The following is a 23,037-nucleotide window of genomic DNA, read 5'->3' as shown; positions in this document are numbered from 1 at the left end:
GCGGGTGTCCTGCCGCAGCCCGTCGGGGCGGTTCAGACCGCGGCGAGCGGGTCGCGGCTCAGTTCGCGGCGCAGCCGGGCGAAGGGGCGGGGCCGGTTGGCGGCGAGGACGGCGGTGGTCGCGCCGTCCCGCTCGTAGACCGCGAGGAAGTTGCGGTCCTCCGGGGCCCCTTCGACCATCCGGACCGTGTCCTCGGGCCCGGGCCGTCCGGCCAGTTGGAGGCGGATGCCGTACTGGTCGGACCAGAAGTAGGGCTGCGAGGTGCAGCGTTCGACGCTCGTCCCGGCCAGCAGGTTGCGGGTGGCGACGGCGGGCTGTTCCATGGCGCTGGTCCAGTGCTCGCTCCGCACACCCGCGCTGCGGGCCACGTCGCCGGCGGCCACGACGGTGGGCACCGGCGTGACACCGCCCGCGTCGCAGACGACCCCGTCGTCCAGCGGCAGCCCTGATCCGGCCAGCCAGTCGGTCGCGGGCCGTACGCCGATCCCGGTGACGACGACGTCGGCCGGTACGTGCCGCCCGTCGGCCAGCTCCACCCAGGCGACACGGCCGTGCGCATCGCCGTGCAGGGCCCGCACCCCGGTGCCGGTGAGCAGCGCGACGCCGTGGTCGGTGTGCAGGTCGGCGCAGAACCCGGCCATCCGCGGCCCGAGTCGGTCCAGCAGGGGCTGCTGCGCGGCCTCGACGACGGTGACGTGGTGGCCGAGGGTCGCGCAGGAGGAGGCGACCTCGGCCCCGATGAACCCGGCGCCGACGACCACGACGCGGACCTGCCCCCTGCTCAGCTCCCCGCGCAGCGCCATCGCGTCGTCCAGGGTGCGCAGGGTGTGCACGCCGGCGAGCGGTTCGCCGGGCAGGGTACGGGGCACCGCCCCGGTGGCCAGGACGACGCCGTCGGTCCGCACCCGGCGTCCGCCCTCCAGCACGACGGCGCGGTCGGGCGGGTCGAGCCCCTCGGCGCGGGTGCCCAGCAGCCAGTCGCCGTCCAGCTCGGCGATCTCCTCCGCGTCGGCGAGCGCGAGCCGGTCGGCGGTGACGGCTCCGGTGAGGAACTCCTTGGACAACGGCGGGCGGTCGTAGGGCCTGTGGTGTTCGGCTCCGACGATCACCAGCCGGCCGTCGTAGCCGTGCTCGCGCAGGGCCATGGCGGCGTACAGGCCGGCGAGCGAGGCGCCGATCACGGTGATGGTCCTCATGCTGCGGTCTCCTCTCCGGCCGCCGCTGCGGCCTGAACAACGGTCGCTCCGGGGCCGGTTGTGAGTCCGGCGGGAGCGGGGGCGGTGCTCTCGTGGGCGTCGACGTGCACGTACACGACGCCGTCGAGCACGCTGACCGTGTGGGTGCGCAGCGCCCGGCGGGCCGGCAGGCAGGTCGGCCTGCCCGTGCGCAGGTCGAATGAAGCCGCGTGCAGCGGGCATTCGATCAGACAGCCCTCCAGCCAGCCCTCGGAGAGCGAGGCGTCCTGATGGGTGCAGGTGTCGTCGACCGCGTACAGCTCGCCGTCGGCGTTGAAGACAGCGATGGGAGGGTCGAGGTCGAGGCGGACGGATTCCCCTGGAGGCAGGTCCTCAAGGCGGCAGACGATCATCACGGTGAATCACCTCACGTGCGGGTTGCCAGGGTCGGCTCCGAACCGGCCCGGACCAGGGTCCGAGGGGCCGGGCCGGAGGGTGCCGGAAGACTGTTCGCTACTATCCGAGTTCCGTATCGCGCACGATGCCGCGTGATGCGCAACAGAATCCAAGCGGGAAGGCGTCACGTCAAGCGCTTGCCGAAGACGCCCCGTTGGCACTTTGGTGAGTGCAGCGCACAGCCGTGCGCCGGGAACCGTGAACCACGATCAGGCCACCAGGCGGTGACGTTGAGCAGATGACGGACAAGACGGAGGACACCACAGCGGGCAGGCAGTCGAAGGGCGCGGCGGGCTCGGTCCAGTCGGTGGACCGCGCCGTGAGCGTGTTGGAGATCCTCGCGCGGCACGGCGAGGCGGGCGTCACGGAGATCGCCGACGAACTGGCCGTGCACAAGTCGACGGCGTTCCGCCTCCTGGGCGTCCTGGAGGCCAGGGGTCTGGTCACACAGGAGCAGGAGCGCGGCAAGTACTATCTCGGCCCCGGCGTGCTGAGACTGGCGGGAGCTGCGGCCTCCCGGCTGGACATCTCGCAGGAGGGCGCCCCGGTCTGCCGCGATCTGGCGGAGGACGCGGGCGAGACGGCGAACATCGCGGTCCTGGACGACGACGCCGCGGTCAACATCATGCAGGCGCGCGGTTCCTCCTCGGTGACGGCGCAGAACTGGCTGGGCCGGCGCACGCCGCTGCACGCCACGTCGAGCGGCAAGGCGCTGCTGGCGCACCAGCCCAAGTCCGTGCAGGAGAGCACCCTTTCGCGCAAGCTGCCCCGGCTGACGGAGGCCACGGTCACCTCGCCCGCCGAGCTGCGGTCGGAGCTGAAGGTCGTGGTGCGCAACGGGTTCGCGACCGCCAGGGACGAGCTGGAGATCGGTCTGCACGCCGTGGCGGCGCCGGTGCGCGCCCACGACGGCAAGGTGATCGGCGCGATCAGCGTCTCGGGCCCGTCCTACCGGCTGGAGGAGGAGCGGCTCCAGGAGGTCGCCAAGCGCACGATGGCCGCGGCGCAGGAGCTGTCGCGCCGGATGGGGTACGCCTACTGACCGCCACAACTCCCGTGCGCCGCAGGGCTGTTGAGCCCGCGTAGGCGCACCTCACGAACGCTGTTCCGCTGTGCGGGCCCGGCTCCGGCCGGGCCCGCACAATTTTTCTGATACCCCGTCAGGAACCACTGATCGTCATCTCTTGACGGCGGTCTGCGGCATTCTCACTATGTTTCCCATAGCGCAACCAGTCGTGCACTACGCAACAGCTTGCGAGGTCTGGGAATGCCACACGAGGTCCGCGCTGTCATCGCGATGAAGAAGGACGCCCCGGCGGAGGTGCAGACCGTCCTGGTGCCGGACCCCGGCCCGGGAGAGGTGCTCGTCTCCGTCCAGGCATGCGGCGTCTGCCACACCGATCTGCACTACCGGGAAGGCGCCGTCGGCGACGGCTTCCCGTTCCTGCTCGGACACGAGGCCGCCGGCGTGGTCGAGGCCGTGGGCGAGGGCGTCGCCGATCCGCGCCCCGGCGACTTCGTCGTCCTCGCCTGGCGGGCGCCCTGCGGCAGTTGCCGCTCCTGCCGCAGAGGGCGGCCGTGGTACTGCTTCGACTCGCAGAACGCCGCCCGACCCATGACGCTGCCCGACAGCACCCCGCTGACACCGGCGCTCGGCATCGGCGCCTTCGCCGAGAAGACGCTGGTCGCCGCCGGCCAGGCGGTACGGGTCGACCCGGCGGCGCGGCCCGAGGCCGCCGGGCTCGTCGGCTGCGGGGTCATGGCCGGCTACGGCGCGGCCGTGCACACCGGCGGGGTCGGCGGCGGCGACACCGTCGCCGTCATCGGCTGCGGCGGCGTCGGCGACGCGGCGATCGCCGCCGCCTCGCTCGCCGGTGCCCGCAAGGTCATCGCCGTCGACATCGACGACGCCAAGCTGGACACGGCCACCCAGTTCGGCGCCACCCACTGCGTCAACTCGCGGGGCACCGACCCCGTCGCCGAGGTGCGCAGGCTGACCGGCGGCAACGGCGCCGACCTCGTCATCGAGGCCGTCGGCCGCCCGGAGACCTACCAGCAGGGCTTCGCCATGCGCGACCTGGCGGGAACCCTCGTCCTCGCCGGGGTGCCCTCCCCCGACGTGACCGTCGAACTCCCGCTGCTGGAGGTATTCTCCCGCGGCGGCGCCCTCAAGTCCTCCTGGTACGGCGACTGTCTGCCCAGCCGCGACTTCCCCCTGCTGATCGACCTCTACCTCAGCGGCAAACTCGACCTCGGCGCCTTCGTCACCGAGACCATCGCGCTCGACGAGGTGGAGACCGCCTTCGAGCGGATGCTGCGGGGCAAGGTACTGCGCTCGGTGGTGGTCCTGTGACCCGCCTGCCCGCACGCCCCGTCAGCTCCCCGGACCCCCGCCGGAGCGGAGAAGTGAACGGAGGAGAGCCGTGACCCCCAAGACCTCCGGAGCGCCGGTACGGACCGAACGTGTGGTGATCATCGGCGCCGGCATCGTCGGCTGCGCACTGGCCGACGAACTGACCGAGCGCGGCTGGCGCGACGTCACCGTCCTCGAACAGGGCCCGCTGGACTCCCCCGGCGGCTCCACCTCGCACGCACCCGGGCTGGTCTTCCGCACCGGCCCGTCCCGCACCCTGACGGCCTACGCGGCCTACACCGTCGAGAAGTTCACCGGGCTCCGGGCGGCCGGCCGTCCCTGCTTCCTGCCCGTCGGCGGCCTGGAGGTGGCCGGCAGCGAGGAGCGCTGGTCGGAGCTGCACCGCAAGGCCGGCTGGGCGGCGGCCTGGGGCATCCCCGGCGAACTCGTCGGCCCCGCCCGCTGTGCCGAACTGTTCCCGATGCTGGACGCCGAACAGGTCCTGGGCGGGTTCCACACCCCGGGCGACGGGCTCGCCCGGGCGGTGGCGGCCTGCCACGCGCAGACCGAGCGGGCGCGGCGGCGCGGTGCGCGGTTCCGTGACCGGCACACCGTCACCGGCATCGAGCAGGCCGGCGGGCACGTCACCGGCGTGGTCACCGACCGGGGCACGTTCCCCGCCGACCACGTCGTCTCCGCCGCCGGCTTCTGGGGCCCGGTGATCGGCGCCATGGCGGGCGTCGAGGTGCCGCTGCTGCCGCTGGCGCACCAGTACGCGCACACGGCGCCGCTGCCGGCGCTCTCCGGCGGCCGCCCGGACACCGAGGCGGTCCGCCCGATCCTGCGCCACCAGGACCACGACCTCTACTTCCGCGAACACCTCGCGGCGGACGGCTCCCCGGGCCGGATCGGCATCGGGACCTACGCGCACCGGCCGATGCCCGTCGACCCGTACACGGTGCCTTCCTGGGACGAGTCCGAGGTCATGCCGTCCTCGCTGGCGTTCACCGCGGAGGACTTCGCCGACAGCTGGCGCGAGTCGGTGCGTATGCTGCCCGCGCTGGGCGGCTCCCGGGTGGCGGACGGCTTCAACGGCGTCTTCTCCTTCACCCCCGACGGCATGCCGCTGCTGGGCCACTCCCCGCAGCTGCACGGCTTCTGGCTGGCCGAGGCGGTGTGGGTGACCCACTCGGCGGGCGCGGCGCGTGCCGTCGCGGAGTGGATGACCGACGGGCGCACCTCCGTGGACGTGCACGAGTGCGATCTGCGGCGCTTCGAGGGGGCCCAGCGCTCTCCGGGGTATGTGCGCGAGCGCGGCGAGCGCAGCTTCGTCGAGGTGTACGACATCGTCCATCCGCTCCAGCCGCCCGAGCGGCCCCGGCCGCTGCGCACCAGCCCCTTCCACTGCCGGCAGACCGAACTGGGCGCGTACTTCCTGGAGTCGGGCGGCTGGGAGCGGCCGCACTGGTACGAGGCGAACGCGCCGCTGGCCGAGGAGCTGGAGCTGCCCGCGCGGGACGCGTGGTCGGCCCGGTACTGGTCGCCGATCGCCGCGGCCGAGGCGCGGGCCACCCGGGAGCGGGTCGCGCTGTACGACATGACGCCGCTGCGCCGGCTGGCGGTCGAGGGCCCCGGCTCGCTGGAGTTCCTCCAGCGGATGACCAGCAACCAGCTGGCCAGGAAGCCGGGCGCGGTCACCTACACGCTGCTGCTCGACGAGTCGGGCGGCGTGCTGAGCGATCTGACGGCGGCCCGGCTCGGCCCGGAGCGCTGGCAGCTGGGCGCCAACTCCCCCGCCGACGCCGACCGGTTGGCGCGGTACGCACCGCCCGGCGTCTCGGTGCGCGACATCACCGCCGGCACGTGCTGCGTCGGCGTGTGGGGCCCGCTCGCCCGCGAGCTGGTGCAGCCGCTCACCCCCGCCGACTTCTCGCACAAGGCGTTCGGCTACTTCCGGTGCCGCGAGACCTATGTCGGCGAGGTACCGGTCACCGCGCTGCGCGTCAGCTACGTCGGCGAGCTGGGCTGGGAGCTGTACACCACGGCGGACCTGGGGCTGCGGCTGTGGGACACGCTGTGGGAGGCGGGGCGGCGGCTCGGCGTGGTCGCGGCGGGGCGCAGCGCCTTCAACAGCCTCCGGCTGGAGAAGGGCTACCGGGCGTGGGGCGCCGACATGACCGCCGACGACACCCCCGAGGAGGCCGGCGTCGGCTTCGCCGTACGGCCCGCCAAGGGCGATTTCGTGGGGCGTGCGGCGCTCGCGGCCCGGGGCGCGCCCCTGCGCAGGCTGGGCTGTCTGACCCTGGACGATCCGGCCACCGTGGTGCTGGGCGGCGAACCGGTGTGGGTGGACGGCGCGGTGGGCGGCCATGTCACCAGCGCCTCCTTCGGCTACACCGTCGGGCGCTGCGTGGCGTACGCCTGGCTGCCGGCCGCGGCCGCCGTGCCGGGTACGCCGGTGCACATCGACTACTTCGGTGAGAAGGTCCCGGCGACGGTCGCGGCCGAGCCGCTCGTCGACCCGGACATGCTCCGTATCCGCTGCTGACCGCCTCTCGCTCTGGTCTCCCCGGCGGAGCCGCTCCCGCTGCGGCCCCGCCGGGGAGCCGCCCCGGCACGTCCTCTTCGGGGCGGGCGCACCCCGCTGCGCCGCCCTTCCGCGCATCCGCTCACCTCCTCCCCCGGGAGGCGCCGTCACGTCCTCCCCGGCGGGGAGGGCCAGGAATCAGGAGGTCCGCATGGCGGCAACCCACGACGTGATCATCATCGGCCTGGGCGGCATGGGCAGCGCCGCCGCCCACCATCTGGCGGCCCGTGGCCTGGGCGTCCTCGGGCTGGAGCGGTACGGCCCCGCCCACAACAGGGGCTCCAGCCACGGGGGTTCACGCATCATCCGGCAGGCGTACTTCGAGGACCCGGCCTACGTGCCGCTGCTGCTGCGCTCCTACGAGCTGTTCGAGAAGCTGGAGCGGGACACCGGCCGCCGTATCGCGACGCTGTGCGGCGGCACGATGATCGGCAACTCCGGCAGCCGGGTCTTCGCGGGCAGTCTGCGCTCGGCCCGGCAGTGGGACCTGCCGTACGAGGTGCTCGACGCGGCCGAGGTGCGGCGCCGCTTCCCGACGCTGACCCCGGCCGAGGACGAGTGGGCGCTGTACGAACAGCGGGCCGGGCTGGTACGCCCGGAGGCCACCGTGGCCGCGCACATCCAGCTCGCCCTGGGCGCGGGCGCCGATCTGCGCTTCGAGGAGCCGGCGGTCCGCTGGGAGGTGCTGGAGGGCGGCCGCGGCGTACGCGTGTACACCGCGGACGAGGTGCACACCGCGGAGCATCTGGTCGTCTGTCCGGGGGCCTGGGCCCCGGAGCTGCTCGCGGACGTCGGGGTGCCCTTCACCGTCGAGCGGCAGATCATGTACTGGTTCCATCCGCACGGCGGCACCGGCCCGTTCGACCCGGAGCGGCAGCCCGTCTATGTGTGGGAGGACGCCGAGGGCACCCAGATCTACGGCTTCCCGGCGATCGAGGGCCCGGAGGGCGGCGCGAAGGTGGCGTTCTTCCGCAAGGGCTCGGTGTGCACCCCGCAGACCATCGACCGCACCGTCCACGACGAGGAGGTGGCGGCGATGGCGGCCCAGCTGCGGCCCCGTATCCCGCGGTTGCCGGGCCGGCTGCGCAAGGCCGTCACCTGTATGTACACCACCACACCGGATGAGCACTTCGTGCTGGCCCGGCACCCGGTCCATCCGGACGCGGTGACGGTGGCCTGCGGCTTCTCCGGGCACGGCTTCAAGTTCGTGCCCGTCGTCGGGGAGATCGTCGCCGATCTGGTGCAGGACGGCACGACCGGGCATCCGATCACCTTGTTCGACCCGCGCAGGCGGTCCGCGGCACCGGCCGCGGCCGAGGAGCACGCACTGGAGGAGACCGCGCGATGACCGTGCCGACGACCCCGGAGACGGGGACCGAGCAGCCCGGCAGCCTGATCGCCACCCTGCCGGGGCACCGCTACACCGACCCGGATAACTTCCGGCGCGAACAGGAACGCATCTTCGAGCAGGAGTGGTTCTGCGCGGTCCGCTCCGCTGATCTGGAGCGGCCCGGTGCCTACCGCACCGTCTCCGTCGGCCGCGAGTCCGTGCTGATCACCCGCAACAGGCGGGGCGAACTGCGCGCCTTCCTCAACGTCTGCCGGCACCGCGGCGCCCGGCTGTGCACCGAGGAGTCCGGTGAGGTCCGCCGTGCGCTCCAGTGCCCGTACCACGCCTGGACCTACGACCTGGACGGCAGGCTGACCGCCGCGCCGAACCTGGCGCGGATGCCGGACGTGGACCGCTCCGGGCTCGGGCTGCACTCCGTCGCGCTGCGCGAGTGGCTGGGCTGTGCGTGGGTGTGCCTGGCCGGTCAGCCGCCGTCCTTCGAGGAGACGGTCGTCCGCGCGGTCGCCGACCGGCTGGGCGGCCCGGAGGTGATCGGCCACTACGGTGTCGAGGATCTCGCGCTGGGCCGGCGGCACACCTACGACGTGGCGGCCAACTGGAAGCTCATCGTCGAGAACTTCATGGAGTGCTATCACTGCGCCACGATCCATCCCGAACTCACCGAGGTGCTCCCGGAGTTCGCGGACGGCTTCGCCGCCCAGTACTTCGTGGGGCACGGGCCGGAGTTCGCCGCCGAGGCCGAGGGGTTCACGGTGGACGGCAGCGCCGGGTTCGGCCGGCTGCCGGGTGTGCCGGACTCCCACGACCGCCGCTACTATGCGCTCACCATCCGCCCCCAGGTCTTCCTCAACCTCGTGCCGGACCATGTCATCCTGCACCGGATGTTCCCGGTGGCCGAGGACCGCACGATCGTCGAGTGCGACTGGCTGTACGCGCCGGACGTCGTCGGCTCGGGCGCCGATGTCTCCCGCTCCGTCGAGCTGTTCCACCGCGTCAACGCGCAGGACTTCGCGGCCTGCGAGCGGACACAGCCGGCCATGTCCTCGCGTGCCTACCGGGACGGCGGCCTGCTGGTGCCCAGCGAGCACCACATCGGGGAGTTCCACGCCTGGGTGACGGACCGGCTGGCGTGACCGCGACGGCGGGCGGGGCCGCGCGGCCCGGCCCGCCCGTCACCCCCGCGGGGCAGGCCGGACGACGAGATCGGCGGCCGGGCGGGTGGCGGCGATCCGCACCGCGTTGGCCTGGTCGGTGCCGTGCGCCCAGGCGTGGGCCTGCTCGGGTGCCCTGCCGAAGGAGATGTGCCGTGCCACCAGCCGGGAGAGCCGCAACTCCTCGTCCGGGTCGAGGTACCACACCTCGTCGAGCAGCGGCGGCACCCGCACCCAGGGCTCCTCGGGCAGCAGCAGATAGTTGCCCTCGGTGACGACGAGCCGGACGTCGGGGCCGATGGCCAGTTCCGCCGCGTACGACTCCTCGAACTCCCGGTGGAAACGCGGCGCGTACACCGTCTCCGTGCCGGCCGCCTCCCGCAGCCGGCGCAGCAGGTCGGCGTAGCCGGCGCCGTCGAAGGTGTCGGGCGCGCCCTTGCGGTCGGCGCGGCCGAGCGCGGCCAGTACGGAGTTGGCCAGGTGGAAGCCGTCCATCGGCAACAGTGCGGCGCCGGGCCCGAGTTCTTGCACCAGCGCCGCACCGAGGGTGCTCTTGCCCGCGCCGGGCGGGCCGGTGAGTCCGAGCAGTGCGCGCCCCGGCCGGTCCCGCAGCTCGCGGGCCCGGGCCGCCAGCGCCACCGGGTCCCGCTCGACGGGCGGCCGGTCGGGTGTGGTGCTCATCGGCTGACCTTCCGTGCTCCCGGGCGGCGCCGGGCCGGTGCCGCCCTCGACGGCCGCCGCGCCCCGGCCGTCGCCTGCTTTCGACGGCGGCTCGGGGCGGCGGCGACCCGCCGGAGACTACCCGGCGGGCCACCGGGCACGCTCACTCGAACTCGTACTCGTCGCCCTCGTAGTACTGGTTGATGGTGACGTCGGGCTCGTCGTCGCTCAGCGCCTCGTTGAGCAGCGCGCCGCCCACCAAGCCGGCCGCACCGGCACCGGCGACGGCGCCCATGCCGAAGCGGCGCTGCCCGCCACCGCCGCCCGCCTGCTGGTCGGGGTAGCCCTGCTGCACCGGCTGCGGATAGCCGCCGGAGGGCGGGTATCCGCCGGGCTGGGGGTAGCCCTGCTGCGGGTAGCCCGCCTGCGGCGCGGTGTAGAAGGGCGGCGGGGTGGTCTGCACTCGCTGCGCGCAGGGATCGCACGCCTGGATCTGCCGCGGGACGCCCCACTGCGGCGACCAGGTCACCGGGGTCGTCCCGGGGCCGTGGTGGGGGTCGAAGAAGCAGGTCATGGAGGAACTCCCGGGTGTCGGCTGCGGGTTGGCCGGCGGTGCGGCCGGTTGCGGGGGCGGCACGGGGGCCGCGGCGGGCGGTGCGGGCGGCTGCGGCGGCGGCGCGGTGGACGCCGCCGGGCCCACGGGGACGGACGGCGCGGGCGCGGGGGACGCGGGGGATGCGGAGGCGGCGGTCTGCTGCGGGGCCCCGGCGTCCTCCTCGGTCTCGCGCAGGACGTCGACGCCGAAGTCCTGGGCGATACCGGCCAGTCCGGCCACATACCCCTGGCCCACGGCGCGGAACTTCCACTCGGCGCCCCGCCGGTAGAGCTCACCGGCGATCATCGCGGTCTCGGCCGAGGCGTTCTCGTGGAAGTCGAAGCGGGCGAGTTCGCCCGCCCCCTCGCCGTCCGAGACGCGGATGTACGCGCCGGTCAACTGGCCGAAGTTCTGGCCGCGTCGGGCGGCCTCGTACAGCGAGACCGGGAAGACGACCTTCTCGACCTCGGCCGGCAGCCGGTCGAGATCCACCTCCAGGTGTTCCCGGTCACCCGCGCCGGTGCCGCCGCCGTCGCTGCCCACGTGCCGGACGGCGCCGTCGGGGCTGCGCGGGTTGTTGAAGAACACGAAGTGCTCGTCCGACAGGACCTGTCCGGACGCCCCGCACAGCAGCGCGCTCGCGTCCAGGTCGTACCCGTCGGCCGCCTGCCATCCGATCTCCACCCGCACGTTGCGCACGCCGGGTGCCTGCCGGCTCAGCGACGCGTTGCCGCCCTTGGGGAGGGTGACGCCCATCTGTCTCCTTCGGACTCGCGGTCCTCGCGCACCGTGGTGCCGCGCGCCGTGCGCGGGCACGCGAGGGCAGCCACGGCGCACACAGCCCTCTACTACAGAACTGTAGAAGGATAGCCGAGAACCGCAGGTGGGCGCCGCTCCCGCCCGCTCACGGGCTGGCCGCGTCGAAGCCGTAACGCAGGGGCTCCTCGGGGGCGAAGGAGGTGCGCCGGTACACATACAGTGCCACCACGCGGGGGCTCTGCTCGTCCGCCGCCTCCACCTCGCAGGGCCACGCCACCTGGAGCACGGGCGGCCGGCCGGTCACCGTCACCCGCAGCCCGGCGGCGGGCCCGCCGGAGAGAATCGCCGCCTCACGCCTCATCACTTCACCCTCACTTCACCGCCGTCCCATGGGCACCCCGTGGGTACCGACGCCGACAGCATCGGCGAGAGTTCAGGAATTACGCAAGCCAGCAAGAGAGTTCGGCGGCGCCCGCTACAACTCGTCGTAGATTCCGCTCAGACGGTTGAGGACATCGGTGGCGACGGCGAGATCGTCGGCACTCAGATGAGGGAGGGCCTCGGCGAAGGAGTCGGCGAGGAGCCGTTCGCGCTCGCGGTGCCGGGCGCGCCCCCGTGCGGTGAGGCTCACCCGGACGGCGCGGCGGTTGCCGGGATCGGGCTCCCGGTCGACATAGCCGGCCTTGGCGAGACCGTTGACCAGCTGGGTCGCGGCGGCGCTGGTGGTCTCGACGCCCGCGGCGAGTTCGGCGATCGAGAGCGGACTGCGCTCGGCGAGCACCCGCAGGGCCCGCGCATGCGTGAGGGACAGGGCGCCGGGGGTGCGGGTGGCCCGGCCGCGCAGGCGGGCGTCGGCGGCACTGAGGCTGTAGGCGGCACGGGACAGCTCGGCCAGAGCCTCCTGCCGGCGGGCGTCGTCGGTGCTGGTCATGACCCTTCTCCCTGGGGATCTCCGGAGCCGTCGGGCATGTGCGCCCCGGGCTCTGTTTGACAGCCAGCGTATCTCAAGTACTTAATAGATAAGTACTTACCAATGCTCGCGCACCACGGGCCCCGCCCGGTGGCCCGTCGGCGCCCACCCAATAGGTAAGTACTTAACTCAGCGTGGGAGAACGCACCGCACACCGGGACCGGGACCACACCGTCAAAAGGAGAAGAGCCATGACCGCACGCTCCGTCGGACAGAGCTGGAGCCTGGACATCGCCCTCGCGCAGGGCGGGTTCGACGCGCTGCACCCCGAGGCCAAGGGCACCCTGGAGCAGCTCGGCCACGACCACACCGACTTCGACAAGGTCTTCGCCCTGGTCAAGAGCGGCGCCATGCTGCCGAAGGCCTGGGCGACCATCGCCGGCCAGACCGAACAGCGCGCCGCCCACCACGACGCGGAGGGCTTCGCACAGACCGCCGCCGACCTCTATCTGCGGGCCGCGGTGATGTGGGGCCGCGCCCAGTACTCGATCTTCGACGCGGACGACCCGCGCAAGGCCGCCTTCCGCGAGCACACCAACCACTGTGTCGCGCGCCTCGGCGCACTCCGCGACGGCCGGGTGCGCCGCGTCGTCCTGGACTTCGAGGGCCAGCACATCCACGCCCTGCTGCACCTGCCGGCCGGCGAGGTCCGCGGAGCCCCGGCCGTGCTCCTGGGGCCCGGGATGGACATGATCAAGGAGGACTACATCCAGGCGGCCGAGCGCTACTACACCTCGCGCGGCATCGTGGCGCTCTCCATCGAGGGCCCGGGGCAGGGCGAGTCCCGAGCGACGGGCCTCACCGTCGATCTGACCAACTACGAGCGTGCGCTGAGCCGTTACCTCGACTTCCTCGCGGAGCTTCCCGAGGTCGACGCCGACCGCATCGGCATGTTCGGCATCAGCATGAGCGGCTACTGGGGCCTGCGTGCCGCCGCCACCGACTCGCGCCTGGCGGCGCTGGCCTCCTTCGAGGGGGTCACCGGCGACTTCGACACGATCTTCAACAGGGCCCAGCCCAGCTTCAAGAGCAACTTCATGTACATGTCCGGGTACACCGACGAGGAGCACTTCGACCGCGAGCTGGCCGCCCGGATGCCGCTCGGCGACCTCGTCACCGGCATCACCCGGCCCGTCCTGATCGGCATCGGCGAGTTCGACGAACTGACCCGGCTGGAACAGGCCCTCGCCACCTACGAGCGCATCCGCGCCCCCAAGGAGATGCGGGTCTACGAGGACGAGTTCCACCCGCTGGGCGGCACCGCCGCCGAGGTCTTCCGGTTCGGCGCCGAGTGGGTCGAACGCGCCCTGAACGGCGGCCTCCAGGAGCCCGGCCGCGACGTGCGTCACTACGTCCGGCGCGACGGCTCCGTCACCGACGGCACGGCGCACCCGGACTGGTGGCTCGGCACCACACCCCGGGAGATCACCGAGGCCGCCGGAACCCGCTGAGGCGCGCTTCTCCTGGCGCCTGGCCCGCTCGCGTCCCGCCCCCGCGCACCGGGGCGCGGGCGAGCGGGCCCGGCGCGTGTGATGGGGTTGGGGGCGCGGCGGGCCGGAGCGCGCCGCCTGCCTGCGCCGCGCGATCGAGGAGCCGCCCCGATGACCTCCCCCTCACGACCGCACCCGCCGACCGCGTCCGCCGTCGAGGCGCTCGCCGCCGCCGAGTTGGTGATCTTCGACTGCGACGGTGTCCTCGTCGACACCGAGCGCATCGGGCCCCGGGTCGTCGCCGCGATGACCACCGAGGTGGGCTGGCCGCTGACCCCCGAGGACGTGCGCGAGCTGTTCCTCGGCACCCCGGAGCCGTATCTGCTCGCCGAGGTGCGCCGGCACGCCACCGTGCCCGTCGACGCGTCCTGGCTGGACGACTACCGCGCTCGGGTCGCCGCCGCCTTCGACGCCGCGCCGCACACCATGCCGGGCGTCCCCGAGGTCCTCGACGCGCTGGACGCCCGGGGCACGGCCTACTGCGTCGCCTCCAGCGGCAGCCACTCCCGTATCCGGCACTCGCTGACGGCCACCGGGCTGTGGGACCGCTTCCCCGGCCGGATCTTCAGCGCTGAGGACGTCGCCGAGGGCAAGCCGGCGCCCGATCTGTTCCTGCACGCGGCGGCCGAGTGCGGTGCGCCGCCCGCGCGTTGCCTCGTGGTGGAGGACAGCCCGGCCGGGGTCCGGGCGGCGCTGGCCGCGGGCATGCCCGTGCTCGGCTACACCGGCGGCCCGACACCGGAGTCCTGGCTGGCGGACGCCACCCACGGCACCGTGCCGGACCTGCGCGTGCTCGTCGGCGCCCGGTGACCGGGCCCGGCGGGGCACACGCGGCGGCGGCCGGTGCCCCGCGGATCCGGGTGGCGGCGTACGTCGTGCGCCGACGCACGGACGGGGGACGCGAGTTGCTCGTCTTCGACCATCTCGGAGCGCCCGGCGCCGGTACCCAGGTTCCGGCGGGCGGGGTGCGCCCGGGCGAGGACCTCCGCAGCGCCGTCCTGCGCGAGGTCGAGGAGGAGACGGGGCTGACGGACACGCGGGTGGTGCGCGCCCTCGGCGCCGACGAGCGTCCGCACCCGGAGACCGGACAGGCCCGGCACACCACCTTCTTCCTGCTGTCCGCGGGCCGCCGCACGGCGGACACCTGGCAGCACACGGTGCGCGGCACCGACGCGGACGCCGGTCTGCGCTTCGGCTGCCGCTTCGTCCCGCTGCCCCTGGCCGCGCCCCTGGCCGACGGACAGGACGGGCTGCTCGGCCGGATCTGAGCCCGGCGCCCGCCCGCCGGGGCGCGGGGCTCAGCGCCGGTGTGCCATGTGCAGCAGCGGGGAGCCGCCGGGGAAGAGGTACTTGGCGGCCAGCACCGGACGGCCGGAGGCCGCGACGGTCTGGGTGAGCAGCAGCGCGGGCGTCTCGGGCGGGCGGGAGACGGCGTGGCCGCGCTCCTTGCCGAGGACGGTGGCGCCCAGCGTGCTGCGGGCGTGCAGCGGCAGGCCGGGAGCGGCGGCCAGGAACGCGGCGAGCATGGTGGTGGGCGGCGCGTCCGGCGCGGGCCGGAGGGCCTCGGTGAGCGCCGGGTCGACGGCGCGCAGTCCGGCCGGGTCCGCTGCCCACTCGTGCGCGAAGCAGCCCGTCGCGCCGTCGGTGTCCACCGCCGTCTCCCAGAAGCGGGTGCGCGCGGAGGGCGCCAGCCGCAGATGGTGCCCGGAGAAGTCGGTGGGCTCCTCGTCCTCCTCGGCGAGCCTGCGGCAGCGCACGCCGGAGCCGCCGAGCAACTCCTCGACGGGCAGCAGGCGTTCCAGCCCGGGGGCGGGCGGCGGCTGGTTGACGGTGCTGCCGGCGCCCTGGCGGCGCGTGATGACGCCGTCCTCCTGGAGCAGGATCAGCACCTCGCGCAGCGCGGGCCGGCTCACGCCGAGCCGGGTGGCGAGTTCGGGTTCGGGGGGCAGCCGGGCGCCGGGCGGGAACGTGCCGTCGTCGATGGCGGCCACCAGACGCTGGTACAGCTCGACGCGGGGCGAGTGGCGGCGGTTTCCCTGGCGAGGCATCGCAAGTCCCCGATCTCTTGTCTGACCTTTCGGTCCGGGCAGCCCCAGGGTAGTACGCGACCAGCCCGGCCCTCACCCCCCGGTCACGCCCGTACACCGCAGTTTCCACAGGAGTTCGGGCGTCCGGCAACCCCTTGTGCGGCCGTAGGGCCGGAGTTAGCCTCGCGCCACCAGTTGTCAGACAAAGTCGCTGTGACTGTCGGTGGAGCGCGCCCGTGCGCCGCCCCGCCCTGCCCCGCACACCCCCGCTTCTTGTGAGAGCCTCATGCCCCTTCCCGCCGCTTCCCCCGCCGCTTCCCCCTCCGCTCCCGCCGCCCGTCCCCTGCTGATGGACTGCGACACGGGCATCGACGACGCCCTGGCCCTGCTCTACCTCTGCCTCACCCCCGGCACCGATCTGCGCGCCGTGACCACCGTCGCCGGCAACACCGGTGCCGAGCGGTCCGCGCTCAACACCCTCCAGGTGCTGGAGACCGTCGGACGCACGGACATACCGGTGGCCGCCGGTGCCGAGACGGCGCTGACCGGCGCCGTGCACGACGAGGTGAGCACCGTGCACGGCGAGGGCGGGCTCGGCGGCGTCGCGCTCCCGCCGCCCACCGCGGCGCCGGACCCGCGCTCGGCCGTGGAGCTGATCGTCGAGACGGCACGCGCCGCCGGCGGCACGCTCGACATCCTCGCCACCGCCCCGCTCACCAACCTCGCGCTGGCCCTGCGCGCGGAGCCGCGGCTGCCCGAACTCGTCCACCACGTCACGGTGATGGGCGGCGCCGTCCACCACCCGGGCAACATCTCCCCGGTGGCCGAGGCCAACATCGGCCACGACCCGGAGGCCGCCGCGGCCGTGCTCGCGGCCGACTGGGACCTCACCCTCGTCCCGCTGGACGTGACGATGCGGGAGAACCTGACCGAGGAACAGCGGCAGCGGCTGCTGGCCTCCGACAGCCCGGCGGGCCGGCTCGCCGGGGAGATCCTCGACTGCTACTTCACCTTCCACGAGACGACGTGCCTGCCGTTCCGCGGCTGCGCCTGCCACGACCCGCTGGCCGCCGCCATCGCCGTCGGCGAGGTCGTCCCGCGGCTGGCGCCCCGGCTGCCGGTCACCGTCGACACGGCCGACGGGGCGGCCCGGGGCGCCCTCGTCGCCGACACCCGCGGCATCCACCGCGGCTACCCCGAACTGCCCGGCGCCGGCGCCACCGTGGTGCTGGAGACCGACGGCACCTTCGGTGAGCTGCTCGTCGAGCGGTTGACCCGGTCCGGGCAGGAGACGGCCCGATGAGCACCCCGCCCGCACGGCAGACGGCGCCGGCGGCGCGGGAGACACCCGCCGGCCCCGGCCGCGGCGGCACGACGGCGCTGCTGACCGCGCTGCTGGCGGCCTGTGTGGCCTTCCAGCTCAACGCCAGCATGCTCAGCCCCGCGCTGGTCACCATGGCACGCGAGCTGCACACCGACGAGGCCGCGACCGGCCTGTCGCAGACCGCGTTCTTCACCGCGTGCGGCATGTTCTCGCTGTTCCTGCCGCGCTTCAGCGACATCGCGGGGCGCAAGCGCGTGCTCCAGGGCATGCTCGCGGTGCTCACGGCCGGGACGGTGCTCGCGGCGCTCGCGCCGAACATCGTGGTGCTCGACGTCGCCCGGGTGATCCAGGGCGTCACCGGGCCGGTCGTGCAGATCTCGCTGCTGATGCTGCGCGCCCAGGTCACCGACCCCAAGCGGCTCGGCGCGCTGATGGGCGTGGTGACGGCCGTGAACGGCGGGGTGGCCGGGATCGATGCGCTGGCCGGCGGCTGGCTGGCCGGTGCGTTCGGCTTCCGCAGCATCTTCTGGGTCATCGCGGTGGTCGCCCTGCTCGCGCTGGTGCTGGTGAGCCTGGGCTGCCGGGAGTCCCGGCCGTCCGCCGGGACACCGATGGACTGGCCCGGGGTGCTGCCGATCGCCGTGGCCGTGGTGGCCCTGCTCATCGCCGTCGAGGAGGCCAAGCAGCCCGCGACGGCCGACTGGGCGGTGTTCACCGGGCTGTTGGTGCTCGCCGCCGCGGCCTTCGCGCTGTTCTGGCGGGTGGAGACGCGCAGCCCGCACCCGCTGGTACGCATCCGCGATCTGCGCCGGCGGGCGACCTGGGCGCCGCTGCTGACCACACTGCTCACCCTCGTCGGCGTCTTCGCGGTGGTCAACGGCGTGCTGATGTCGTTCGTGCAGAACGAGGAGGCCGGGTTCGGGATGAGCGCGGGCACCGCCTCGCTGGCCTTTTTGACCCCGTTCGCGCTGGTGGGCTGGCTCGTCGGGCCGTTCACCGGGCGGCTCGCTCCGACGCTGGGCTATCTGCGGCTGCTGCGCTGGGGACTGCTGGGCAGCGTGGCGGTCCTCGCGGTGGCGGCCTTCGCCGGGGTGCACTCGCCGCCGGTGATGATCGGCTGCACGGTGCTGCTCGGCGTCACCTACGCGGGCATGGCCAACATCGTGCTCAACCTGCTCGGTGTCGTCCTTGCACCGGCGGACCATCCCGGGTTCCTGCCCGGGCTGATCTCGGCCGCGTTCGGCCTCGGCGCCGGGCTGAGCTTCGCGCTGCTGACGCCCGTACAGGTCGCCGGCAGCCCCGACGGCAGCGGCTCGGCGACCGGGTACGTGGCCGCCGTGGTGGCCGGCATGCTCGTCGTCGCCGCGGCCTGGGCGGCCTCGTTCCTCATCCCGAAGCCGCGGGACGCCGAGGTCGCCTCCTGATCCGGCCGCGCCCTCAGTCCAGCGCGGCGCGCAGCCGGGCCCGGTCCCGCTCGGGCAGCTGCGGCGCGTAGGACTCGTACAGCGCCGCGCGGCCCAGCGCCGCGGCGCGGGCACCGTCGCCCGCGGCGAGCGCGGCGAGGATCTCGCGGTGGTGGGCGACGGAGCGGCGCATCCAGTCCGCTCCGTCGCCCGCCTGCCGGGCGTGCGCCAGCTTGCCCTCGATGACCTCGACGACGGCGTCGTGCACCGCCCGTGCGCACAGGGCGAGCAGGGCGTTCCCGCTCGCTTCGGCGACCACCCGGTGGAACTCGGCGTCGGCCCGGCTGAAGGCGTGCGCGTCCCCGCGCGTGCCGCCGTGCCGGTCGCCGGACCCGCTCCCGCGCGCGTCCCCCTGTGCCCCGCCGTGCGGCTCCCCGTCGGCGCACCCGGCCATCCGGTCCGCGAGCGCCGTCATCCGGGCCAGGTCCTCCTCGGTGTGCAGCCGGGCGGCCAGCCGGTAGCTCTCGGCGTCCAACAGCATGCGGAACTGGACGAGTTCGGCCGGGCCGGACAGGTGCGAGCGGGTCAGCCGGCCGAGTGCCTGGCTGAGGTTGTCCGGCGAGACGCCGAGCACCTCGGCGCCCAGCGGGTCCCCGGGCCGGGAGCGGACCAGCCCGGACGACTGGAGCACCCGCAGCGCCTCCCGGATGGTGGAGCGCCCGACGTCGAACTGGCGCACCAACTCGCGCTCGGCGGGCAGCCGCGAGCCGGCCGGCAGCTCTCCGGACAGGATGCGTTCCTCGATCTGCTCGGCCACACGCTGATAGGCGCGCACCGGCCGCACCGGCTCGAACGACACCTCACCGGAACTCTCGACGGTCATCGGGCTCCCCTTCTCCCTCCACGCGTTCTCCGTGCACGGGCCGCTCTCCCCGGCCGGCCGCTCCGTCCGCTCCGTCCGACCCCTTGACCGGCCGCGGGGCGCCCGAGCAGAGTACGGAAAATCAACTGGTCTGACCAGTGGCCTGGCCTCCCGGCCAGGGGCTGGACTCCCCTCCCCCCAGGGGAACTTGGAGGTTCTATGCACCCCGGACAGCCCGGTCCCGGCGCGCAGCCGTGGGATTCCCTGCTCGACACCGAGGCCGCCGTCGCCCTCACCCGGGACCTCGTTCGGCTGCGCACCGTCAACGCGGAGGGCGCCGAGGCCGTCGAACGGCCCGCCGCCGAGCTGGTGTCGGAGCTGTTCACCCGCTTCGGCTGGGAGCACACCGTGACCGAGGTCGCGCCCGGCCGGCCCAGTGTCGTCGCGGTGCTCGACGGCGGCGGCGGCCCCGGGCCGACCCTGATGTTCGAGGGCCATACCGACGTCGTCACCGAGGGCGACCCGCGGGACTGGAGCGTCGACCCCTACGGCGCCGAGATCCACGACGGCAGGATGTACGGCCGGGGCACCGCCGATATGAAGTCCGGGCTCGCGGCCATGATCCACGGCGTGCGCGCCCTCCAGCTGGCGGGGCCGTTCCCCGGCCGGATCGTGCTGGGCGTGCTGGCCGACGAGGAAGGGATGATGCTCGGCGCCAAGGCGTTCGCGGCCTCCCCGCTCGCCGCCGAGGTCGACGGTGTCGTGGTGTGCGAGCCGGAGGGGTACGAGGTGTGCACCTCGGCGCGCGGCGGCATCCGGCTGCGGCTGGACCTCACCGGCGTGATGGCGCACGGCGCGATGCCGCAGGAGGGCCGCAACCCGGTGGCGGCGGGCGCCCGGATCGTCGAACGCCTGGCGGAGGTGCAGCAGTGGGCCGTCGCCCGGTACGGCACCCATCCGCACGCCGGCTCCGTCACCGTCACCCCCACCGTGCTGCTGGGCGGCGACCCGGACCAGCTCAATGTGATCCCCGCGCACGGCGTCGTGGGGGTCGACGTACGGACGGTCCCGGGCACCGACCACGCCGAACTCATCGCCCGGATACGGGAGTCGGCGTGGGAGGCGGCCGCGGAGTCGGGGGTGGACGTCGTCCAGACCGTCGTCGACGACCGGCCCGCGATCGAGATCGCCGAGGACCATCCGCTGGTCACCGGGCTGGTCGCGGCGCACACCCGGGTGCACGGCGCTCCCCCGGCCTTCGGCGCCGTACCCGGCACCACGGACGGCACCGTCCTCACCCGGGACGCCGGACTGCCCACCGTCGTCTACGGCCCCGGCGGCAAGTGGATCGCGCACCAGAAGGACGAGTACGTCGAGGTGCGGGAGATCGGCGAGTACGCCCGTGTGTACGCCGCCGCCGCACACCACTTCCTCACCTCGGCCGCCGCACACCCGGCGGCCACCACGCCGGGAGGCACCGTATGAACCTGTGGCCCGAGGCGGCCTGGCCCGAGGGGCTGCCCGTCGGCGAACACGGCGTGCCCGCGGGGGAGACCGGCGCCGGCACCTCCACCGTCGTCTTCCCCTACGACGGAACCCCCGTACGGCAGGCACCCGTCGGCGACCCGGAGCTGGCACGGCGCGCGGTGGAACACGCGGCGGCACTGCGCCGGCCGGCCGCCGCGCTGCCCACCCGCACCCGGCGCTCGGTGCTCGCCGCCGTGGCCGACGCGCTGGAGGAGGTGGCCCGCGGCATGGAGGACCTGCTCGTCCTGGAGACGGGCAAGCCGCGCGCCGACTGCCGCACCGAGGTGCTGCGCGCGGTGGCCACCTGGCGCGCGGCCGCCGACGAGGTCGTGCACATCCACGGCGAGACGGTCCCGCTGGACGGGCTGCCCTCCGGCGACGGCCTGACCGGCTTCTGGACCCGGCGGCCGGTCGGCGTCGTCGTCGGCATCGCCGGGTTCAACTATCCGATGATGCTGGCCTCGCACAAGATCGCCCCGGCGCTGGCGGCCGGCTGCCCGGTGATCGTCAAACCGGCACCCGCGACACCGCTGGCCACCCTGTGGCTGGTGCACCTGGTGCGCGAGCGGCTCGCCGCGGCCGGTGCGCCGCGGGCCCTGGTGCAGCTCGTCACCGGCGACGCCCGGGTCGGCCGGGCGCTGACCACGCACCCGGACGTCGCCGCCGTCTCCTTCACCGGTTCCGCCGCCGTCGGCCACCGCATCGCACGGGACGCCGCGCCCCGCAGGACCGTCCTCGAACTCGGCTCCAACGCCGCGCTCGTGGTGGCCGCCGACGCCGATCTGGACGCGGCGGCGGAGGCGGTCGTGCGCGGCGGCACCTACGCCTCGGGGCAGGCGTGCATCGCCGTCCAGCGCGTCATCGCCGAAGAGCCCGTCGCCGCGGCGCTGGAGGAGCGCATCGTGGAGCGCCTCGCCGGGGTGCGGGTCGGCGACCCGCGCGAGGAGGCCACCCGGGTCGCCGCGCTCATCGACGAACCGGCCACCGAGCGGGTGCTGGAGTGGATCGCACGCGCCCGGTCGGCGGGCGCCCGGCTGCTGGCCGGCGGCTCCCGGCAGGGCCGCTGTCTGACGCCCGCGCTGCTGGCGGACGTGCCCGACGGACAGCCGCTGTGGGACGAGGAGGTCTTCGGCCCGGTGGTCTGTCTGCGCGCCGTCCCCGATCTGGACGCGGCCTTCGCGACGGTCGACGCGAGCCGCTACGGGCTGCACGCCGCGGTCTTCACCCGCCGGCTGGACGTGGCCTTCCGGGCGCTGGACGAACTGGACGTGGGCGGCGTCGTGATCAACGAGGTACCGGGCTACCGCTGCGATGTCGCGCCGTACGGCGGCGTGAAGGACTCCGGCATCGGCCGCGAGGGCCCCCGGTTCGCGATCGAGGAGCTGACGGTGACGAAGATGGCGGTGATCAGGCCATGAGCGGGGCGGCGGACACCGAGCGGGGTGGCGCCCGAGGCGCGAGCGGCCCGGGCGACTCCGGAGGCGCGGGCAGCGGGGGTGGCGAACCGGCCGTCGGCGGGCCCGACTACGGCAGGCTGTTCCGGCTGGACGGGCGGCGGGTCGCCGTCGTCGGCGGGGCGAGCGGTATCGGCCGGGAGGCCGCACGGGCGCTGGCGGCGCAGGGCGCCGAGGTGACCGTCGCCGACCGGGACGAGCAGGGCGCGGCCGAGACGGCCCGGCTGGCGGGGCCCGGGGCCGCGCCGTATCCGCTCGATGTGCTGGACGAGGACGCGCTCGGCGAGGCGGCCCGGGCCTGGGGCCCGCTGGACGGCCTCGTGGTGACGGTCGGCCACAACGTCCGCAAGCGGATCGCCGACTACTCGGCGGAGGAGTTCGAGCGGGTCGTCGCGCTCAATCTGCGGGCCCACTTCTCGCTGGTACGGGCCTGCGCCCCGGCCATGGCGGCGCGCGGGCGCGGCTCGGTCGTCTCCCTGGCGTCCATGCGCGCCTTCCAGGTGGAGCCGGGCCAGGGCGTCTACGCCGCCTCGAAGGCCGGGCTCGTCCAGCTGCTGCGCACCGCCGCCGCCGAATGGGGGCCGCAGGGCGTGCGGTTCAACGCCGTGGCGCCCGGGGTGGTGCGTACGCCGCTGACCGACCAGATCGCGGCGGCCCCGGAGTGGTACGACGCCTACGCACGGGCCTCGGCGCTCCAACGGTGGGCGCGGGCCGACGAGATCGCGGGCGCCGTGGTGTACCTCGTCTCGGACGCCTCGACGTTCGTCACCGGCAGCGTGCTGACCGTCGACGGCGGCTGGACGGCCGTCGACGGCCGCTACGCCCCCTCCGTCTGACCGCACACCCCACGACCGCGTGCCCCACCACCCCCGCCCGGCCGGGCCCTGCCCCGG

At 74.3% G+C, this 23,037-nt stretch carries 20 protein-coding genes and 1 pseudogene; 13 read left to right on the top strand and 8 right to left on the bottom strand.

What is annotated here, in order from left to right; translation table 11 throughout:
- Positions 1-32: 32 nt before the first annotated feature.
- Both SCA03_RS01305 and SCA03_RS01300 read right to left on the bottom strand, forming a co-directional pair.
- Positions 33-1,196, bottom strand: a complete 1,164-nt coding sequence (locus SCA03_RS01305) for an NAD(P)/FAD-dependent oxidoreductase (protein ID WP_030878100.1) — start codon at positions 1,194-1,196, stop codon at positions 33-35.
- Entirely contained in the window at positions 1,193-1,591 is a 399-nt protein-coding gene (locus SCA03_RS01300) for a bifunctional 3-phenylpropionate/cinnamic acid dioxygenase ferredoxin subunit (protein ID WP_030878098.1), read from the bottom strand. The genes SCA03_RS01305 and SCA03_RS01300 overlap by 4 nt, the downstream gene beginning before the upstream one ends.
- Positions 1,592-1,869: 278 nt before the next feature.
- Here SCA03_RS01300 and SCA03_RS01295 point away from each other — a divergent pair, with 278 nt between their 5' ends.
- The 5 genes from SCA03_RS01295 (at position 1,870) to SCA03_RS01275 (ending at position 9,055) form a co-directional block, all read left to right on the top strand.
- On the top strand, positions 1,870-2,673 hold the full coding sequence (locus SCA03_RS01295) for an IclR family transcriptional regulator (RefSeq protein ID WP_030878094.1): 804 nt from the start codon (positions 1,870-1,872) through the stop codon (positions 2,671-2,673).
- Positions 2,674-2,898: 225 nt separating this feature from the next.
- Entirely contained in the window at positions 2,899-3,984 is a 1,086-nt protein-coding gene (locus SCA03_RS01290) for an S-(hydroxymethyl)mycothiol dehydrogenase (RefSeq protein WP_030890513.1), read from the top strand.
- A gap of 70 nt (positions 3,985-4,054) precedes the next feature.
- Positions 4,055-6,532: a GcvT family protein gene (locus SCA03_RS01285; RefSeq protein WP_051856045.1), complete on the top strand. Its 2,478-nt coding sequence runs from the start codon at positions 4,055-4,057 to the stop codon at positions 6,530-6,532.
- 190 nt (positions 6,533-6,722) lie between these two features.
- Positions 6,723-7,919 carry an N-methyl-L-tryptophan oxidase gene (gene solA / locus SCA03_RS01280; RefSeq protein WP_086815446.1) on the top strand — a complete coding sequence of 399 codons (1,197 nt, stop codon included), beginning with the start codon at positions 6,723-6,725 and terminating at the stop codon, positions 7,917-7,919.
- On the top strand, positions 7,916-9,055 hold the full coding sequence (locus SCA03_RS01275) for an aromatic ring-hydroxylating oxygenase subunit alpha (protein ID WP_086815447.1): 1,140 nt from the start codon (positions 7,916-7,918) through the stop codon (positions 9,053-9,055). Before solA ends, SCA03_RS01275 begins: the two co-directional genes overlap by 4 nt.
- Positions 9,056-9,094: 39 nt before the next feature.
- Here the strand turns inward: SCA03_RS01275 and SCA03_RS01270 are convergent, their stop codons facing one another.
- The 4 genes and pseudogenes from SCA03_RS01270 to SCA03_RS01255 form a co-directional block, all read right to left on the bottom strand.
- On the bottom strand, positions 9,095-9,754 hold the full coding sequence (locus SCA03_RS01270) for a nucleoside/nucleotide kinase family protein (RefSeq protein WP_086815448.1): 660 nt from the start codon (positions 9,752-9,754) through the stop codon (positions 9,095-9,097).
- A gap of 769 nt (positions 9,755-10,523) precedes the next feature.
- Positions 10,524-11,084: pseudogene (locus SCA03_RS35880) on the bottom strand (TerD family protein); the annotation flags it as partial.
- Between the two features lie 148 nt (positions 11,085-11,232).
- Positions 11,233-11,448: a hypothetical protein gene (locus tag SCA03_RS01260; RefSeq protein WP_030878071.1), complete on the bottom strand. Its 216-nt coding sequence runs from the start codon at positions 11,446-11,448 to the stop codon at positions 11,233-11,235.
- Between the two features lie 114 nt (positions 11,449-11,562).
- Positions 11,563-12,018 carry a MarR family winged helix-turn-helix transcriptional regulator gene (locus SCA03_RS01255; RefSeq protein WP_030878067.1) on the bottom strand — a complete coding sequence of 152 codons (456 nt, stop codon included), beginning with the start codon at positions 12,016-12,018 and terminating at the stop codon, positions 11,563-11,565.
- Positions 12,019-12,248: 230 nt separating this feature from the next.
- Here SCA03_RS01255 and SCA03_RS01250 point away from each other — a divergent pair, with 230 nt between their 5' ends.
- The 3 genes from SCA03_RS01250 to SCA03_RS01240 all read left to right on the top strand — a co-directional run bounded on the left by SCA03_RS01250 (position 12,249) and on the right by SCA03_RS01240 (position 14,815).
- Positions 12,249-13,508, top strand: coding sequence for an alpha/beta hydrolase (locus SCA03_RS01250; RefSeq protein ID WP_086817387.1), 1,260 nt, complete (start codon positions 12,249-12,251; stop codon positions 13,506-13,508).
- Positions 13,509-13,658: 150 nt separating this feature from the next.
- Positions 13,659-14,357: an HAD family hydrolase gene (locus SCA03_RS01245; RefSeq protein ID WP_030890531.1), complete on the top strand. Its 699-nt coding sequence runs from the start codon at positions 13,659-13,661 to the stop codon at positions 14,355-14,357.
- Between the two features lie 65 nt (positions 14,358-14,422).
- Positions 14,423-14,815, top strand: coding sequence for an NUDIX hydrolase (locus SCA03_RS01240; RefSeq protein WP_230988428.1), 393 nt, complete (start codon positions 14,423-14,425; stop codon positions 14,813-14,815).
- Between the two features lie 30 nt (positions 14,816-14,845).
- Here the strand turns inward: SCA03_RS01240 and SCA03_RS01235 are convergent, their stop codons facing one another.
- Complete coding sequence (locus SCA03_RS01235) at positions 14,846-15,595, bottom strand: GntR family transcriptional regulator (RefSeq protein ID WP_030878058.1); 750 nt, start codon at positions 15,593-15,595, stop codon at positions 14,846-14,848.
- Positions 15,596-15,860: 265 nt separating this feature from the next.
- Here SCA03_RS01235 and SCA03_RS01230 point away from each other — a divergent pair, with 265 nt between their 5' ends.
- Positions 15,861-16,877, top strand: a complete 1,017-nt coding sequence (locus SCA03_RS01230) for a nucleoside hydrolase (protein ID WP_141275165.1) — start codon at positions 15,861-15,863, stop codon at positions 16,875-16,877.
- Positions 16,874-18,322 (top strand): uridine transporter UriT, encoded by a 1,449-nt coding sequence (uriT, locus tag SCA03_RS01225; RefSeq protein WP_078874948.1) that lies wholly within the window; start codon positions 16,874-16,876, stop codon positions 18,320-18,322. The genes SCA03_RS01230 and uriT overlap by 4 nt, the downstream gene beginning before the upstream one ends.
- A 13-nt stretch (positions 18,323-18,335) precedes the next feature.
- Here uriT and SCA03_RS01220 read toward each other — a convergent pair whose 3' ends face one another.
- Positions 18,336-19,184, bottom strand: coding sequence for a FadR/GntR family transcriptional regulator (locus SCA03_RS01220; RefSeq protein WP_212766894.1), 849 nt, complete (start codon positions 19,182-19,184; stop codon positions 18,336-18,338).
- Positions 19,185-19,382: 198 nt separating this feature from the next.
- Here SCA03_RS01220 and SCA03_RS01215 point away from each other — a divergent pair, with 198 nt between their 5' ends.
- The 3 genes from SCA03_RS01215 to SCA03_RS01205 are packed head-to-tail and all read left to right on the top strand — an operon-like array spanning position 19,383 to position 22,980.
- Complete coding sequence (locus SCA03_RS01215; RefSeq protein WP_086815135.1) at positions 19,383-20,648, top strand: M20 family metallopeptidase; 1,266 nt, start codon at positions 19,383-19,385, stop codon at positions 20,646-20,648.
- Positions 20,645-22,108, top strand: a complete 1,464-nt coding sequence (locus SCA03_RS01210) for an aldehyde dehydrogenase family protein (RefSeq protein ID WP_030878045.1) — start codon at positions 20,645-20,647, stop codon at positions 22,106-22,108. The genes SCA03_RS01215 and SCA03_RS01210 overlap by 4 nt, the downstream gene beginning before the upstream one ends.
- The gene (locus SCA03_RS01205; RefSeq protein ID WP_141275164.1) at positions 22,105-22,980 is read left to right on the top strand and encodes an SDR family NAD(P)-dependent oxidoreductase; all 876 of its coding nucleotides are present in this window, start codon (positions 22,105-22,107) and stop codon (positions 22,978-22,980) included. The genes SCA03_RS01210 and SCA03_RS01205 overlap by 4 nt, the downstream gene beginning before the upstream one ends.
- The last annotated feature ends 57 nt before the right edge of the window (positions 22,981-23,037 follow it).

This window comes from Streptomyces cacaoi (genome assembly GCF_006539165.1).
In the GTDB taxonomy this organism is placed as follows: Bacteria; Actinomycetota; Actinomycetes; order Streptomycetales; family Streptomycetaceae; genus Streptomyces; species Streptomyces cacaoi.
This window is presented reverse-complemented; position numbering and strand designations above follow the sequence as displayed.